General features: G+C 52.3%; 14 protein-coding genes. All 14 read right to left on the reverse strand.

The genetic code is table 11. From position 1 onward, the window contains the following. Positions 1-93: 93 nt before the first annotated feature. The 14 genes from OCH02_RS06805 to OCH02_RS06870 all read right to left on the reverse strand — a co-directional run bounded on the left by OCH02_RS06805 (position 94) and on the right by OCH02_RS06870 (position 14,484). On the reverse strand, positions 94-1,434 hold the full coding sequence (locus tag OCH02_RS06805) for a hypothetical protein (RefSeq protein ID WP_261430507.1): 1,341 nt from the start codon (positions 1,432-1,434) through the stop codon (positions 94-96). A 123-nt stretch (positions 1,435-1,557) separates the two neighbouring features. Next, complete coding sequence (locus tag OCH02_RS06810) at positions 1,558-1,746, reverse strand: hypothetical protein (protein WP_261430508.1); 189 nt, start codon at positions 1,744-1,746, stop codon at positions 1,558-1,560. A 195-nt stretch (positions 1,747-1,941) separates the two neighbouring features. Further along, positions 1,942-2,328: a hypothetical protein gene (locus tag OCH02_RS06815; protein ID WP_261430509.1), complete on the reverse strand. Its 387-nt coding sequence runs from the start codon at positions 2,326-2,328 to the stop codon at positions 1,942-1,944. Positions 2,329-2,340: 12 nt separating this feature from the next. Beyond that, positions 2,341-3,012, reverse strand: a complete 672-nt coding sequence (locus OCH02_RS06820) for a hypothetical protein (RefSeq protein WP_261430510.1) — start codon at positions 3,010-3,012, stop codon at positions 2,341-2,343. A gap of 7 nt (positions 3,013-3,019) precedes the next feature. Further along, positions 3,020-3,385, reverse strand: coding sequence for a hypothetical protein (locus OCH02_RS06825; protein ID WP_410001244.1), 366 nt, complete (start codon positions 3,383-3,385; stop codon positions 3,020-3,022). Continuing rightward, the gene (locus tag OCH02_RS06830; protein ID WP_261430512.1) at positions 3,385-4,653 is read right to left on the reverse strand and encodes a hypothetical protein; all 1,269 of its coding nucleotides are present in this window, start codon (positions 4,651-4,653) and stop codon (positions 3,385-3,387) included. Before OCH02_RS06830 ends, OCH02_RS06825 begins: the two co-directional genes overlap by 1 nt. Continuing rightward, on the reverse strand, positions 4,650-6,275 hold the full coding sequence (locus OCH02_RS06835) for a hypothetical protein (RefSeq protein ID WP_261430513.1): 1,626 nt from the start codon (positions 6,273-6,275) through the stop codon (positions 4,650-4,652). The genes OCH02_RS06830 and OCH02_RS06835 overlap by 4 nt, the downstream gene beginning before the upstream one ends. 227 nt (positions 6,276-6,502) lie before the next feature. Further along, on the reverse strand, positions 6,503-9,967 hold the full coding sequence (locus tag OCH02_RS06840) for a GDSL-type esterase/lipase family protein (protein ID WP_261430514.1): 3,465 nt from the start codon (positions 9,965-9,967) through the stop codon (positions 6,503-6,505). Continuing rightward, a complete protein-coding gene (locus OCH02_RS06845; protein WP_261430515.1) occupies positions 9,964-10,620 on the reverse strand; it encodes a DUF6682 family protein in 657 nt (218 codons plus the stop codon). The genes OCH02_RS06840 and OCH02_RS06845 overlap by 4 nt, the downstream gene beginning before the upstream one ends. Beyond that, positions 10,620-11,216, reverse strand: a complete 597-nt coding sequence (locus OCH02_RS06850; protein ID WP_261430516.1) for a hypothetical protein — start codon at positions 11,214-11,216, stop codon at positions 10,620-10,622. The genes OCH02_RS06845 and OCH02_RS06850 overlap by 1 nt, the downstream gene beginning before the upstream one ends. After that, the gene (locus tag OCH02_RS06855; RefSeq protein ID WP_261430517.1) at positions 11,216-11,665 is read right to left on the reverse strand and encodes a hypothetical protein; all 450 of its coding nucleotides are present in this window, start codon (positions 11,663-11,665) and stop codon (positions 11,216-11,218) included. The genes OCH02_RS06850 and OCH02_RS06855 overlap by 1 nt, the downstream gene beginning before the upstream one ends. Positions 11,666-11,729: 64 nt before the next feature. After that, positions 11,730-12,113: a hypothetical protein gene (locus OCH02_RS06860; RefSeq protein WP_261430518.1), complete on the reverse strand. Its 384-nt coding sequence runs from the start codon at positions 12,111-12,113 to the stop codon at positions 11,730-11,732. Between the two features lie 45 nt (positions 12,114-12,158). Continuing rightward, positions 12,159-13,382, reverse strand: coding sequence for a N4-gp56 family major capsid protein (locus tag OCH02_RS06865; RefSeq protein ID WP_176979145.1), 1,224 nt, complete (start codon positions 13,380-13,382; stop codon positions 12,159-12,161). A 64-nt stretch (positions 13,383-13,446) separates the two neighbouring features. Continuing rightward, positions 13,447-14,484 (reverse strand): hypothetical protein, encoded by a 1,038-nt coding sequence (locus tag OCH02_RS06870; protein WP_261430519.1) that lies wholly within the window; start codon positions 14,482-14,484, stop codon positions 13,447-13,449. Positions 14,485-14,579: the final 95 nt, after the last annotated feature.

The following is a 14,579-nucleotide window of genomic DNA, read 5'->3' on the forward strand; positions in this document are numbered from 1 at the left end:
AAATTTATTGCAGTAAAACAATCTGATAGATTCAAATAAATCAACGGGGTGCAATAGCGCAATGGCTGATTGCGCTTTTGCATTACTCGCCGTTTACTGTTGTTGCCGCTGTGCCTGCTGACGCATCTCTCTCAGATACCCTGCAGCATACGAGTTATCTGGCAGTTGTGACGGTGCCTGGCCTTGCGAGGTTGTGGAAGCTGGTGCCGACGGCGGAGAACCGCCTTGCCTTTGTGATTTCCATTGTTGGTAGAACTGAGTGTCTTGTGCATTCTTAGGATCCGGTGGCACGCCATTTTCCTTTTGGTACTCAACCGCGAAATCCTCAAAGGAGTCGGCAGGCTTACCGGGCTGTCCATAGGTTTGCAGTACCTGGTTTTGTAACTGATCATATTGAGAATTGATTTCAGCCATTGCATCTTTATCCGTCGCACCAGCCAATGCCTTGGCGCGGACCTTACCCACATCGAGCAGGTCACGGCGTAATCCTTTGGCCTCTTCACGGCTAGCAGTCTTATCAGGCGGATTAACCATGTTGTTGAGAAAGGCGGTGCGATCCGGCTGGTTAAGCTGGCCGACCATCTGACCGTAGCCGCGGATCTTGTCCATAACGTTGGCTATAGGGATATGGGCAAGCTGGTTATCACGCTCATCTGAAGAGCCATGCTCGGTCATTGGTTTTAGGGCGGTGGTTCCATCATCATATTTTACCGTGATGCCTGGGATGATAAATTTTCCATCTTCGCTAACGCCAATGTGGCCCAGTTCTTTACTGACAATTTTCTTACCCGTTTGCGGATCGACTTCACCTTCTCCTCGTTTGATGTCAGGCGACAGCACCGTATTCATCAGCTTGATGACCTTCGGATCGTTGTAGTTCATCTCGCCGGAAAGCACCTTCGGCATGGCGCGGTTCACTTCCATAACGTTGTTGATGGCTTCCTGCCCAAAGAAACGCCCAGGGTTAAGCGGGTTGTCTTTCGAAATCTGCGAGTACAGTTGCGGATCAAATTTTCCAGTCTCTTCCATCTGCTTATACAGGGTCTGAACAACCGGCATTTCGTTCTGTAGTCGCTGGCTGCGCTCTTCCTGAGCCATGCGGTAGTTGTATTCCTTCTGCCGCATGCCCAGCTCCTGCGCGCGCATACCAAGGCCGGCGCGACTGATACCTACCTGCTGCTCATCAAGTGCGTGGCGTAAGCCCCATTGCTTATCACCCACCTGGTCGCGTTCTTTTTGATAACCAAAATTGCGCTGATCGCGATCTTTGCCGTAATTAAAATCGGCCTCACGCAAGCTGTAATTGCGATCGGAATCCTTCACTTGCTGCTGCAGGGCCGCATCGCGCTGCTGCATTTCTTTGTTACGCGTAATAGCAGCATCGGCAGTATTGAAGCCTGCCAGAAAGCCATCCGCTAAACCTTGAACACCCATGATTTACTCCTTAGAAAAGTTGGCTTGCCAGCAGACCGACCGCCGCGCCGATCCCCATACCGATTGGGCCACCCCATGCACCGACTGTCGCACCCGTTGCAGCCGCAGTACCTGCGCCGGCGGCTACACCGGTTGCTGTTCCTGCGGCAGCTGCGCCACCTGCAGCTGCTGCCGTTCCTGCTGCTGCGGTACCAGCGGCGGCAGTACCTGCGGCTGCTGTTCCGGCTGCCGCGCCTGCAGCTCCAGCCCCTGCGGCTCCCGCAGCACCGGCACCAGCCGCTGAACCTGCAGCAGTACCCGCACCACCGCCAAGCAAAGAACTACCGGATCCCATCGCCAGCCCCATGCCTGCGCCAGTACCCGTCATCTGCATTTTCATTTGCTTCTCAGCATCCTTCAGTTGCTGATTTGCCACCTCTCGCTGAGTTTCACGCGATGATGCTTCACCAAAGCCCTGAAGCGCTTGCTGGCGCGTCTGGTTCGCGATATCCACTAACCCGTATCCCATTAGCTGCTACTCCCGCCGCCGATGTTCATTTGCTGGCGAAGGCTGGCGCTCCCCCCCGTCAGAATATTCATTTGCCGATCCGCTTCACCTTCGCGGATCCCGTTTTTGGCCCCGGCAGTTGCCAACGCGGAGCGGAGCCCAAGACTGTTGTCTCCGGCTGTAGGCGCTTGCGCCACCCCATAGCGCGCCATCTGGTTCTGCTGCCCTACCTGTGCCGTGTTCAGCGTCTGCTGAGTATTGGCATCAGCGCGCGCGAGCTGGTCGTTCATCAACTGGCCGCTGGTCGCTAAACCCATCAACTCTTTCTGTTTCGGATAAAATCGGTTTTGCCAGTCCGCGTACTGCTCCCGGATCAATCGGGCATATGTGTCTGCCGCCTGTCCCATAATTGGCCCCTGTTAGTTAAAGGTCGATTTACCGAATGGCGTATTGGACACGCCGTATTGACCGCCGCTGTTACTCCCGCCGAATACACCAGTTGAACCGGCGTTTGAGGCCGGAGCCGCTGCATCCTGTAACCCATAGGTGCGCACAGCAGCGCCTCCCAATGCTCCAGCCACTCCCGCCGTCGCCTGTCGGTTGCTCATCGAGCGCTGCGCATCAGACTGTGCTTTCTGCATGCTGGTATTGGCGATGCTATTGAACCCTGACAGGGCATCAGCTTTCTGGCCCGCCCCCATAGCAACGACATCCTGCAGTCCACCAACGTACTTATCAGCCTGCGTACTCTGTGCACGGTTAGTCGTGTCAATCTGGCCGGCAACCTGATCTGACGTGATATTGTCGAGCGTTCCCTGAAATTTGCCGCTACTTGGATCCACGCCGCTGGCCGCCAACTGCGTAGCGGTATCCTGCCGCGCCTTGCCGAACTCAGCCTGGTAGCCAAGATTGGTATCATTGGCAATGTCGGCATACTTCTGTTCGTTGTTCAGCGCATCGACCTTATCCATGAACAAGTTCTCATAGGGCCGGAGCTCGTTCTGATAGAGATCCCATTGCTGCGAAGCTACTTGCGCTGCTGCTTTCTCGTTCTCTGTTTCTTTGATTTCGTTACTGCCGCCTTTGCCCATACCACCCTCACACCGGGATCCGGAATTTCATTAATCCATCTTCATCAGGCAGGCGCACAAAACCGAGCCGCCTGGCTACCCTGATGAACCCTTTTCTGTCTGTGTAAAACTCGGCCCATCTGCCGCCTATCATTCGCGTCAGCTCTTTAACCCGTGGGGTATATCGAACCAAGCCATCGTTCGCGGTGCTCACCCCGAGCCAGACCACCACATACGGAACACCGTTTTGCATACGGGGCCGCAGGACGATCCGCGCATCATCAGCACCAAAGCAAAACGCCTGCTTTTCACGGCAGGCGTCTTGGATATCTGTTATCAAGTTTTTGTCGGCGCTTCGCCTGGCAAGGGCATTCACCTTTTCTTCAAGCGTCATCATTGCGGGCCGCTCGTGGCTATCTGGCGCCCTGATTTGTAAACACCAATTACCGGCTTCGCTCTCACTTCAGGACTACCGGTACTGCCGCCGCCACTGATCACTGGGGTTGTAATTGCCACTGTGCTACCCCGGTTCTCTCCAATTCGGATGATTAATTGTTGCTGTTTATCACGCCCGACAGCGGGGAGCTTAATGCCCTCGAGCAAATAACTTAACGATCCGTTTTCCCCGTTATTTCCTGTGTCCTTGTATGTGATTTGGATATCATCATGACCCGGGCTTCGCAAAATAACCGTGAAGTACTGCCTATCAGCGCTTGCTGCCACAATAGTGACGTTCGTGTCCATTACACGCTCGAAATCCTCACCCACGATATTCCAAATGACATGCTCTCCAGCCTGACTCGACCACGTAAAACCATAGCGCACACCCTGGGTAATGGGTGGCAGATAGATCCCACCAGACTGCGCGTTATACACGTCGCCAACGAGCTTATTGGCGTAGATAGTGCCCCGAACATCGCAGTCTTCCAGTATCTGACAGTTCCTGAATGTGGCCCGCTCGGCGTACACGTCATAGAACCAGCCGCCATTGGCTGTCATGAAGTTCATGCTGGCGTTGATGGCCGTCATATTGCCATTCTCATCAACCGTGAACCGACCGTTCTCAATTCGAGCAGAACGCAACAGCGGAGTGATCATCTCAATACCGGCAATAACACGATCAGCGATAAGGTTCTGTGCTGCATCCGGATCCGTTTTCGCAAACGTGCCGGCGGTGTCATTGAATGGGCCCGGCACTCCGTTGGCATTAACGTGACGGATCCAGTAATAAGCGCCGGGTGTACCGGTGTTTTGCGGATCGCTGAAGACTCCGGCGGCTTCTGTGCCCACGATAACCGCGTCCGCCAGATTATCCTCGCTGTTACGATAGACTTCCGTTAGTGAGTGACCGCCGTACTTCGGCATATCCCACACCAAAGCAATAAACGAGAATGCGCCATAGGCAGTGAAGCCCGTTGGTTTAGTCGGGAACTGCGTCGGCTTATTTGCTCCCGGCCCACCCCAGTCCGGCGGCGGCGTCCATCCGGGTATCAAAGACACGCCACCGTTACCCGCTTTCTTGGTCGAGAAGCCAAGTCGAGCCAAATCACGCACTGTGACCGCGCGGTCAAGCCCATCGCCGCGTTGCCCTGTCAGTGTCTGAATGTTTTCTGCCACCGTCGGCAGATCCGTACCTGCACGGAATTTTCCTTTGTTGCTCACGCGGGCATCTCCATCATTGAGGTGGATAGCGTGATCCGGTCAACCTGTCCCCGCCCCCACGTTTCGATCATCCACTTTCGGCCTGAGATTGGCGGCAACTTAAGCATGTTTTCCCGCATCGTACCCGGCGGCAAAGTGATCACCTGCGCGCCATCGACAATGATGTTGATACCGACGAAGAACAACTGATCGCTCATGACGCGCAAGCAGGAAAAGGAGGTGTCATAGGGCGCCAGAAACGGTTTCGAGCGCCAGCGCATGCTAACCGGCATATCTCCCCCCTGCAGGGTATAGAGCTGGGCACCTTTAACGATGTAAAGCGTGTCGCTCTTCTCATCGTTAAAACCGGCATCGAACGAAGTTGTTATGTGCCTGATGTCCATCATTTGAGGATTGAAGATAAAACCTGCGGTGCCATCGGCCGTGTCGTATAGCGCCAGATATTCGTTCTCAACCCGCCAGGCGCGGATCGATGAAGGGTTAAACACCCTCCGCCACTGCTTTTGTTCAATAATTTTCTCAGTGGCCACCAGCGCATTACCTGATGCGTCCACAGTAACAATGCCGTTAGGCGAGGCGTAAATAGCAAACCCATCCATCGCCACCATTGAGCGGCGTGAGACGCAGGCAAGTGTGATGTTCGGCTCTGTGCTACTGATGTTTGATGGCGTGATACCGCTGAACAAATATGGGTCGCCCTCAGTACCGACCACCAGCGAAGTACCGACTGGTGCGATGGCGACAATCTTGCTCATGGTAGTCTGCCGGTTAGTCGCCTTCCAGGCATACGGCAGATAGGCTTCAGAGAACATTACCTCGTTGCCTTTAAACCCGGCGCAAATACCGTTCTTCATGGCACATAAACCGATCATCCCTTCCGGCGGCATCATGTAGTCGTAGGTTTCAAGCGTCGCGCTTAGCTCTGCACCAGACAATGAATCATCAAAGGAACCAATGGCAATCCCCAGCTCGACCACCAACAGAAAATCAGCCGTGCTGTCGCTGGTTGCCGAGCGATAAATACGGCGCCGCGTGATATTGCTGTTCTGGGTACCTGGCGGCTGGAGTTGCAATGCAACCGTGCTACCGGGGTAAACAATAGTGACCTCTGCAGATGCAGGGCCCGGCGGCCCCTCTTCGCCGTATTCAGTCACATAGGTTTCAACATAGAAACGCGATTCATCGTCAGTGGGGTCATCTTCTCCCGGGTCTGCCGGCGGCGTTACGCCACCAATTGCAATGGCATGTTCTGGTGCAGGAATGCCCAACCGAAAGTAAGCCGCTGGATAATTCCCCTGGCCTTGCGTTGCAATGCGGTTGCTGGTCACTTTCGGATAGGTACCGTCGGTAAAATACACCCGGTCATAGTCGTCGTTGGCAACCGGACTGCGGATAGCGTCAACAATACCGTTCCACGCAAACCAGACATCATCGTGATAGTTGAAGATAGTCCCCGGCGAGATGCTGAACACTTTGCTTTGCTTGGCATCAACGTTATTCGGAGTGATCACGCCGTGGCGAAAGTGGCAGTTCTTAGCGATCGTCGCAGAGGATTGCGGCAACAGGTGTGCGACCATGCGCGGCATCTCGCCGCCCATAGTTGTGATGTCGATATCAGGCATATGGGGTCACAAATTGAGGGAATAAAAAAACCGACCTTGCTGTTAAGCATAGATCGGCATCTTTGGGGAATTTAGCGCGTATATATGTATAAAGCAATAATCTCAATATTAATCTGGCTCTTGTGAGTCGCAGAAAAAAATTAATGAACCGAGGCGGAAAGCTACCATGATGAAGCAAAAAGAAAATCAATGCCGGGAGTTGTGCCCCGGTATGACCAATGCCTGACTCAAAGAGGAAGGTGGAGCGACCGTAGAATTGCCCCTGTGATGGCGTAACCACCGGTTTCAGGATCAGGATGCAAGCCGTCGCCAACCATCCATGGTCGGGCGCTTCCAAACGCGTAGTCACTTGGTTTTTCGCCAAATGATTGCTGCAGGTTCAGGAATGCAACATCCTGCTCAAGCGCCAAATCGTACATCTGCCGCGCATAGTTCGACATTGCAATGGTATTACCACCTGGCCTGTTATTTTCTGCAGGGCAAATCAGCAGGATATCCGCCGTGGGCGTTGCCAATCTGACGCGATTGATCATCGTCAGTATGTTTGCCTTAAACGTCGCAGGAGTCAAGTTGGCGCCCTGGTCATTGGTTCCCAGCATGATTGTGACCAGGTTTGCTTTCAGTGTCGTGAACGCCGTTTGCCAGCGAGTAGCATTAGCGTTGACCCACTGCATCGAATACGAACCTGAACCGCCAAGTTTATGCACCACAACACCGGATTGTGAGGCATTCATGACGTTCACGCCGTACAAAACCGCAGTGCCAGAGACTAGCGTTATCGTGACTGTTCCGCTGCCACTGATTGGTATTGATGACAAGGGTATCATTTGCATGCCAGCAGCATACGTCGTTAAATCTATCTGTACCGGAGCGGGCATTCCGGGTGCGTTGTAACTGACTATGCCACCCCCGCCCTCAACATAAAGCGTGTATTCAAACCCCAAAGCGAGGTTGTCAGTCCACGTCAATGTCGATCCGACGGTTGAGCTTGCTACAGACGAGATATCTAGCCCATTGCCAGTATTATAAGAGCAGATAAACCCGGTCTGTGTTATCGGTGTGCCTACAATATCCGTATTGTCACTGCTGCTATCATAACCAAAAGAACGATAGCCAAACCCGATCGGTGGTACCGTCGCAGTCACCCCAGCACCATTGTAAAGGTGCCATAATTTTTGCGCACATTTCAGCGCATAACGTTCCTGCCAGCGTGTATAGCTGTCCCCGATCATCGCCCACGAGAATTGCACACTCCCGCCATATGAAAGCTTATTAAGGCACATATGCGTTTCTCGCAGACGTTCAAGCCCATAAGAATCGGGTATAATGCCATAATTTTGGGATGTACCTCCGTTCACTGGCGTGCCGTCAGGTAACTCTGATATCAGCGAATAAGCGAAAGACTCAAACCCCGTTGATGTGGTGCCCGCTTCAACCTGCAGATCAGTGCTACGCGCGGTCTGTATCGTGACCCTGATATAAAAACAATCACTATCGGCTATGATCGATACGATGTTATTAAATGAGTCGGCGATGGTTCTTATAAACGCCTTATTTTTGGCGTAAAGAGTGACGAACCGTGCACCGAGGTTTAATGAGTAAACATTGCCAGGTGTTACGGGTATGAAGTCGGAATATTTATACGTCGTTCCGCCTGGGTGAATAACACCACTTTCATCAATATAACCTGACTGAATAGTGTTAATGTTGTATAAGTTTTTCCCTGATACAAGCAGTCCCTGCTGCACGAAATCAAGGGATAGGCTGTCCGTCAGAATAATATCACCAGGCACGCGTACAGGCGTTGCATCAGGAAGCGTGGGTGCAATCACGTGCGTGTAATCCTGCCGTGTTGGTAAATACGCCCCGCGTACAAGCTGCAAATTATTAACGAACCCCTGAGAAACTGTAACTCGCATAAATGCAGCGCCAGCAGGCACAACAAACGACGTAGTGACGTTCGTTATTGCGCTGATGAACGATTTACTTGCGCCATAGAACGCAACGAATCGTAGCGTATTACCTGCTCTTAGGGTGTCCCCTGGAGTGACAGGAATATAATCGGAGTAATTATAGTCCGTACTACTCGGGCCCTGTATCGGGAACACAGAGCCATATTCGTTGATGTATCCATATTTAACTGTATTTTTGTTAAACAGGTTTTCACCCGACACGAACAGCCCCGAATTTTCAATCCCTACAGGTACATCACCAAACTGCACTGCCGACCCATTTGCCACATCCGGAGATTCCAGAGTGAAAGGCTCAAATTCTGTCGCTACAGTCACTCCCTGCTCAATTTGAGTCGTCGGGACTACAGCAGTTGGTAATTCAACTCGCAGATAGGCAGCCGTTGGCGGGACCACAATAACGATAATCGCCTTTGTGGCAAAATCCGTATCGCGCTGGCGGCTAATGAATGCACCACTGGCATCGTAGTACGCAAAACACTGCCATTGCTGGTTGCACGCATACGATTTGCTCGGATCAATAGCGATATAATCCGAAACGGACAGTGTGGTAGTTGCGTCAGAGAAAATCGTACCCACTGACGAAAGATGTACGCCATTAACGACTGCGTCAGGGTCAAAAAGGTTTTTCCCTGCGGCAAATCCTATCGCAGGATAAAGATTAACCCCTGGTTTAATGACGTCCTGATAGTTCTCATAGTCCGAGTAGCCTATGCCTAGGGACAACTGGTAGGCATCCAGATCTGTAAGCAGAATAGATACGCGTACAAAAGCCGTGCCATCAGGCGCAATGAAATTATCAACGGAACTGATATCGCTCAAATAGCCGTGATTTTCATCATAGAATGTAGTTACACGGGCCGGTGAAGTCGGTAACTGCGGAGGGGTGGAGCTATAGACACTACCGGCAATAACGGGAATAAAATCTGAGTAGCAATAGTTAGAGTTAGTGGTCGGTTTACCGGTTCCCTCGTAGAGGTAGTAACCACGAGCAACCTGATTTTTGTCAAATTTATTCTTTCCAGAGCTGACAATATCTAACATTGCTCCAGGAATAGGTCTTTTAAAATAATCAGCGCCTGGCGATTCGCTGATCTCCAACGCCACTCCGTTGTTATTAACATAATATTTGAATCCCTGACCAGCCCCCAACCCAACTCGAAATGACTTCCCGTTCGGTGTGCCAGAAATTCCTGCTATAGTCCCATCTGGATCTGATGGTGTGATGTGATAAGTGTTGGCATCTGCAATATTCTGAACATACTTTGCATCAGCCTTTGCAGAGTCACTTGCTAATATAGCCTCATCTCTAGCAACTATTGTTATATCCTTTGAGGATGTGGTTATCTCTACTGCTTCGTCAATTTTACTAAAACTAGTAAATAGTATCCCCGTCTGCGCTTGAAAATATGACCAGTAGTCCACAGGGATTTCTGCCAGCATTGCATCCTGCAATATAAGCGCATTCAGAGACTTTGGCATGGTAACGTCAGTGACTGTAACCATCCCTGAAAACCAATTATTACCCCCTTTGGATACTGCCACGGCGAAATTCCCATTATTCAGAGTGAAAGAATAACGCCCGTCAGGATCGGTCTGTGCTGACATCGGTGTGCCGCTGAGAACGACTAAGTTCGTGGATATGGAAGTAAGCACAATGTCAGCATTGCCGATAATATCTCCAGCAGGTGATAGCAAAGTACCTTCAACGAGGATACTCATAGTTGGGTGCTCCCATTATATTGTTCGCGTTTTCTATTACCTACAGCCATCTCTGCCTGAGTTTTAACACCCAACTGATCGTTAAAGGCCTGGTAATGTTGTTGGGCTAACTGAGCGTTGGAACCATTCTGGGAGTCTTTGGAAAAGCAGCGATAAAGCATCCATTCAATGATCGGGTTGGTATAGAGCTCATCCAGTGAAACAGGCGCTCCGCCATCAAGCTGCTGAATAGTGACAGCCTCAGGGATCCGCGATACCACCGTGTCCAGTTGCACACCCGTCCCGGCTCCGGGAAACACATAGAAGGTTCTTGGTGTTTGCTCGTCGTAGCAATAACCCTCAATGGCGCCAGTACTGAAATGCCAGTCAGGGAATTGCGTATCCAGAGCCTCACGAGGTACTGGACGGATTACGTGGCCACCAGCCACCCGGGTGATGTCCAACAACCGATTGGCACCCTCAGGTAATTGCTGCTTGGTGCCGGCAACACAGGTCAGGATCTCTGAACTCTCCCCCGCATCGGGCCGAACAATAATCACAGCGCGGATCGCGTCGTTGTAATAATCAAGGAGCTCCGCCTTGGGCCAGCGCATCCATGCGACATCAACGAGCTGCGTGTTTACGCGCCCGATAATCTCAGCAACTTTTTGCATCAGTAAAACTCATGCTTACGAATAGGGTTATAAAAGGAGGTGATCGGCGAATTATCCAGGGCATCGCGGAATGCACGGCGGTACCCCTCGACAAATTGAGCATTGAAATACCCTGCTCGCTGTGGATCCGACCACGGCTTACCAGGCATCATGAACAGGTCGTTCAATGCGCCGGCGGCAATAACATCCAGATAGTCGTCGGCGAGTGCATCAGGAACATCCGTAACACTTCGGCGCGGCTCAATAGCGAACAGAACTGCGACCTTTTCGAACGGACGAACAAAGGCGATATGGTTCGCAGACATGACGTTAAAGTCGATCCCCGCCACCAAGACTGGAGCTGGTGCATCAGCCCGCCGTAATTGCTCAGAAAGGTCGGTAACACGTAAACGCTTAACGCATTTCACCAGTGAGCTATCGGTCAGTGCATACGTCGCTCCCGGCGCAACGTTGGTCAATGTCAGCTCTTCGCGGCAGAACATGGACTCGCGGCAAAAGGCAATTGCCGCCTCGAGTACCGACTGCCGCATCATGATTTCCAGCGGCCCGCTGATGTGGCGGCGGATCGCAGGTAGAAATACGTCAAGCGCTGCCATTACTCGCCGTCTCCGCCAGCCTGCTTACCGTTGATTGCATCACGAACACGGACGCGGAAATCACCAACCTTTTCCTGCGGATCCTGTTTCAGTTCCAGCTCTTCGGCTTCAACCAGTGTTGCTAACTGCACGGCGGTAAGCTTGGCGAGATCAACCTCATCGTTACCGATTTTCACGACAAAGCTATTTTCTGCTGCCAATGCGGCCAAGCGCTCATGTTCCAAGCGTTCAGCTTCAGCCTGTTCTGATGCCGAATCCGCATTTGCTTTCAACACGCTTTCAAGCCGATCCGCTTTTATGAATACCGTCGGGTAATCAAGCAACCGATGTGCAATAGCTGACTCGACATCAACAGGGGCAAAACGCGGGAACACCAGACGGCTGCCGGTGATCGTGTCGCGCTTTTTGTCTTTTGGGCCAATATAGGCAACTGCGATAGTTTGGGTCATTGGAGTACTCCAATAAAAAAGGCCCGCACTTGGCGAGCCTCTTGGGGTTACGGGGATTAGCGGATCAGTAACCAGTCGCTACATATTTAACATTGACCACCAGGCGGCCAGCGGCATCACCGCCAGCAAGCGTTGCGATAATCTTCTCGCCACTAGCAACCGTGCTGTACGGCACAATCGGTACCACTTTCGCTACTGCAGCAGCGTGACTGCCTGCAGCTACCAGCGTGGTGGTGCCGGACTTAATCGCCACAGTTACACCGGCCCCCAAAGCTTCACTGACGATATCGAGTGAATAGATGCGCATGCCGATTGGCATTTCCAGCAGTTCTACAACATCACCTGATTTTGCTGCCGACAAAATGATCTGGCCTTCTGCAATAGACAGGTTACCTTGCGGGCCCTGATACACCGCGTCTCGCATAGATGGTGCGATAATCGTTGCCATAGTTTTATTCTCCACAAATAAGCAGGCAGAAGCCTGCTTGTTGAATTAACGGCCCAGCGTGATCGCCGAGTCCACTACCATGATGCCGTGGTCGTTTACACGCCCGTCTTTCTGTTGGAAACGGATTTTCTTCAAACCGTTAATCCAGCCCACTGAGATTTCAGCACCATTGCCATGGTCAACTTTCTCTTCGTGATAACCGAAGTGGCCGCCACCTTCACCCGCACCGTAGGCATTACCCAGCGCCTGGCCGCCCAGCAACAGTGCGCGGTCAATGGTGGTACCGGCAGTTTTGTTGGAAACGCTAGCCACGTTGTCGTTGTTTGATACAGCGACGGTCGAACCTGTGTTAAAGCGGATCGGCATACCGGAGTATTTGCGGATCAGGATGTTGCGCCACATCGCGCACTCACCTTTAAACAGCGGATGATCGAAGCCCTTCGAGCGGTTCACCGCGCGCACCATCATTGCCTGCCAGTCCTTGCCAGATGTCGAGGTATACCAGTCGTTCCACTGACGCGGGGTGACGTAGAGAACAAAGTAAGGATCTTCGTCCTTCAATTCGTCTTTGGACATTTTGACCGGTTGCAGCGGGTGCGCCATTTCGTCCAGGAACAACGCGATGTTATCGACGGTGCCCAGGCTGAACAGATCGGCGGCATCCAGTTGCTCAAATGACGTCGCATCCCCGGCATAGAAATGACGGTCATACGTCGGTGGCATCACGTCATTGATCATGATCTTGCCGAACTCGCCATGCCCTGCCAGTGGCAGAATGGTGTCATCAGCAATGAAATCGCCGCGAGCACCAGCCAGATGGACAGTTGCGCACTGATCCTGCAGGTCATTGAAGTAGGTACCCAGCAAGACACGCGCAGTTTTGTTCAGGTTGTGCTTGAAACGCTGCTGCGACATCTTGCCGCCAGCATCGACCAGGTGACGCCCTTGGTTAATCTTCAATGAGAAGTCAGCGAACCCGAGGTTTTCACCACGGCCTGCCAGCTTTTCATCGCCCATGGTCGGGCGCTTGCTCAGCTTGTGGACGATCTGCATATCAACTTCATCACCTTTCTGCTTCTGCAGATCGGTAATGCGGACGACGGGTGCAGTAAAACTGGTCTGCATGGTGCCTTTTTTGTCCGGGTTAACGGCCTTCGGCGCTTCCTGCTGTTCAGTCAGCACGTTTACGAATGAGCGGTTGCGGTTCGCTGCAGTAAACAGCGCGACCTGCTGGAGCTTATTCGCCTGGGCAGAGGTAATAGTGGTCATGGATAACTCCCAAAAGAAAAACCCGCACGAGGCGGGCTATAGATAAATGATATTGACTGTCAGATCAGAGCGACTGTTCTAATAGCGCGTCGATTTGCGCTTCACTCATGCCGGAGAACATTGCCGTCAACTGCTGATGATCAGCACCAGCGGCTTGCTCCAATAGCGTGGGTTGATGCGTACTCGGCGAACCCAGATCAGACGGTGATGTCGGGATTGCGACAGAAGCTTTAGCCGCGGCTAACTTGTCATCTGCCAATTTTTGGAGCTCTTCAGCGGTAGGCTGAGCGGTTTGTGCAGCGACAGGAGGTTGAGGCGCCTCAACACTCTCGCCGTAAGCCGCTTTGGTGCGCTTAACCACCTCGTTGAATCGCTCAGTTAACGGCTTATCTTTCCATGCAGGGTCGGCTTGCAGCTTCTCATCGAGATGAACCGCCAGACTAAAACGATCCGGATCCGCAGATTGCCACCCTTCAAGCTCTGGAGTAGCTTTCAACGCATCGGTGACCGGATTGCCTGTTGACTCAACCGGAGCAGGCTGCGTGCTTGGATTCGCCTTTTGCAGATAATCGATTTTCTGCACCAAAGTTTCGAACACACCGGATAGATCCGGGAATTCATCACGAATTTTAGCCAGTTGCTCGGGAGTGATTTGTGATTCTTCAGGTAATTTCGCTGGGGTCAATCCTGCCTGGTTAACCTGCTGCGTAAGCATCTGAAGCTGGCGCTTGGTTTGCTCCAGTTCAATACTCGCGCGTTGCTGGCTTTCAGCATTCCGACGGCTTTCGGCCCGCGCAGCTTCCAATACGGCATAGGGGATGACATGCTTGCCGTCCTGAGTAACGACACCTTTCGGCTGCTCTTCAGTTGCAGCACCACCTGTAGTGCTGGTTCCGGTCTGTTCAACAGTTACACCCGGCGGCGGTGTGACTCCAGTATCGCCCGTCTTAATCTGATCAACTGCCGCGGCAACTTGTACCACTGGCTTTTCAGTAACGACAGGAACCACAGTCGCGTCTGAAATCTCCACCTCACCCATACTTTCCAGCAGGGCTTCAATTTCCTCTGCTGTCTCATTACCCGTTAAATTATCAATATCCACGTCCCTACTCCTGCATGTCTATTTGTCGGATAGATCCGAAATGGAAAGGCGTATCGCTGCCCGTGCGAATAAGCGCTCTGTTGCCAAAGTGCTTA

The sequence above is a fragment of the Serratia quinivorans genome, assembly GCF_946227985.1.
Lineage (GTDB): Bacteria > Pseudomonadota > Gammaproteobacteria > Enterobacterales > Enterobacteriaceae > Serratia > Serratia quinivorans_A.

Bases quoted from the DNA above. Each gene is read 5' to 3' on its own strand.
- OCH02_RS06805 (WP_261430507.1), bottom strand. From the start codon at position 1,434: ATGGGTGTTCAAGGTTTAGCGGATGGCTTTCTGGCAGGCTTCAATACT.
- OCH02_RS06815 (WP_261430509.1), bottom strand. From the start codon at position 2,328: ATGGGACAGGCGGCAGACACATATGCCCGATTGATCCGGGAGCAGTAC.
- OCH02_RS06820 (WP_261430510.1), bottom strand. From the start codon at position 3,012: ATGGGCAAAGGCGGCAGTAACGAAATCAAAGAAACAGAGAACGAGAAA.
- OCH02_RS06825 (WP_410001244.1), bottom strand. From the start codon at position 3,385: ATGACGCTTGAAGAAAAGGTGAATGCCCTTGCCAGGCGAAGCGCCGAC.
- OCH02_RS06835 (WP_261430513.1), bottom strand. From the start codon at position 6,275: ATGCCTGATATCGACATCACAACTATGGGCGGCGAGATGCCGCGCATG.
- OCH02_RS06840 (WP_261430514.1), bottom strand. From the start codon at position 9,967: ATGAGTATCCTCGTTGAAGGTACTTTGCTATCACCTGCTGGAGATATT.
- OCH02_RS06845 (WP_261430515.1), bottom strand. From the start codon at position 10,620: ATGCAAAAAGTTGCTGAGATTATCGGGCGCGTAAACACGCAGCTCGTT.
- OCH02_RS06850 (WP_261430516.1), bottom strand. From the start codon at position 11,216: ATGGCAGCGCTTGACGTATTTCTACCTGCGATCCGCCGCCACATCAGC.
- OCH02_RS06855 (WP_261430517.1), bottom strand. From the start codon at position 11,665: ATGACCCAAACTATCGCAGTTGCCTATATTGGCCCAAAAGACAAAAAG.
- OCH02_RS06860 (WP_261430518.1), bottom strand. From the start codon at position 12,113: ATGGCAACGATTATCGCACCATCTATGCGAGACGCGGTGTATCAGGGC.
- OCH02_RS06865 (WP_176979145.1), bottom strand. From the start codon at position 13,382: ATGACCACTATTACCTCTGCCCAGGCGAATAAGCTCCAGCAGGTCGCG.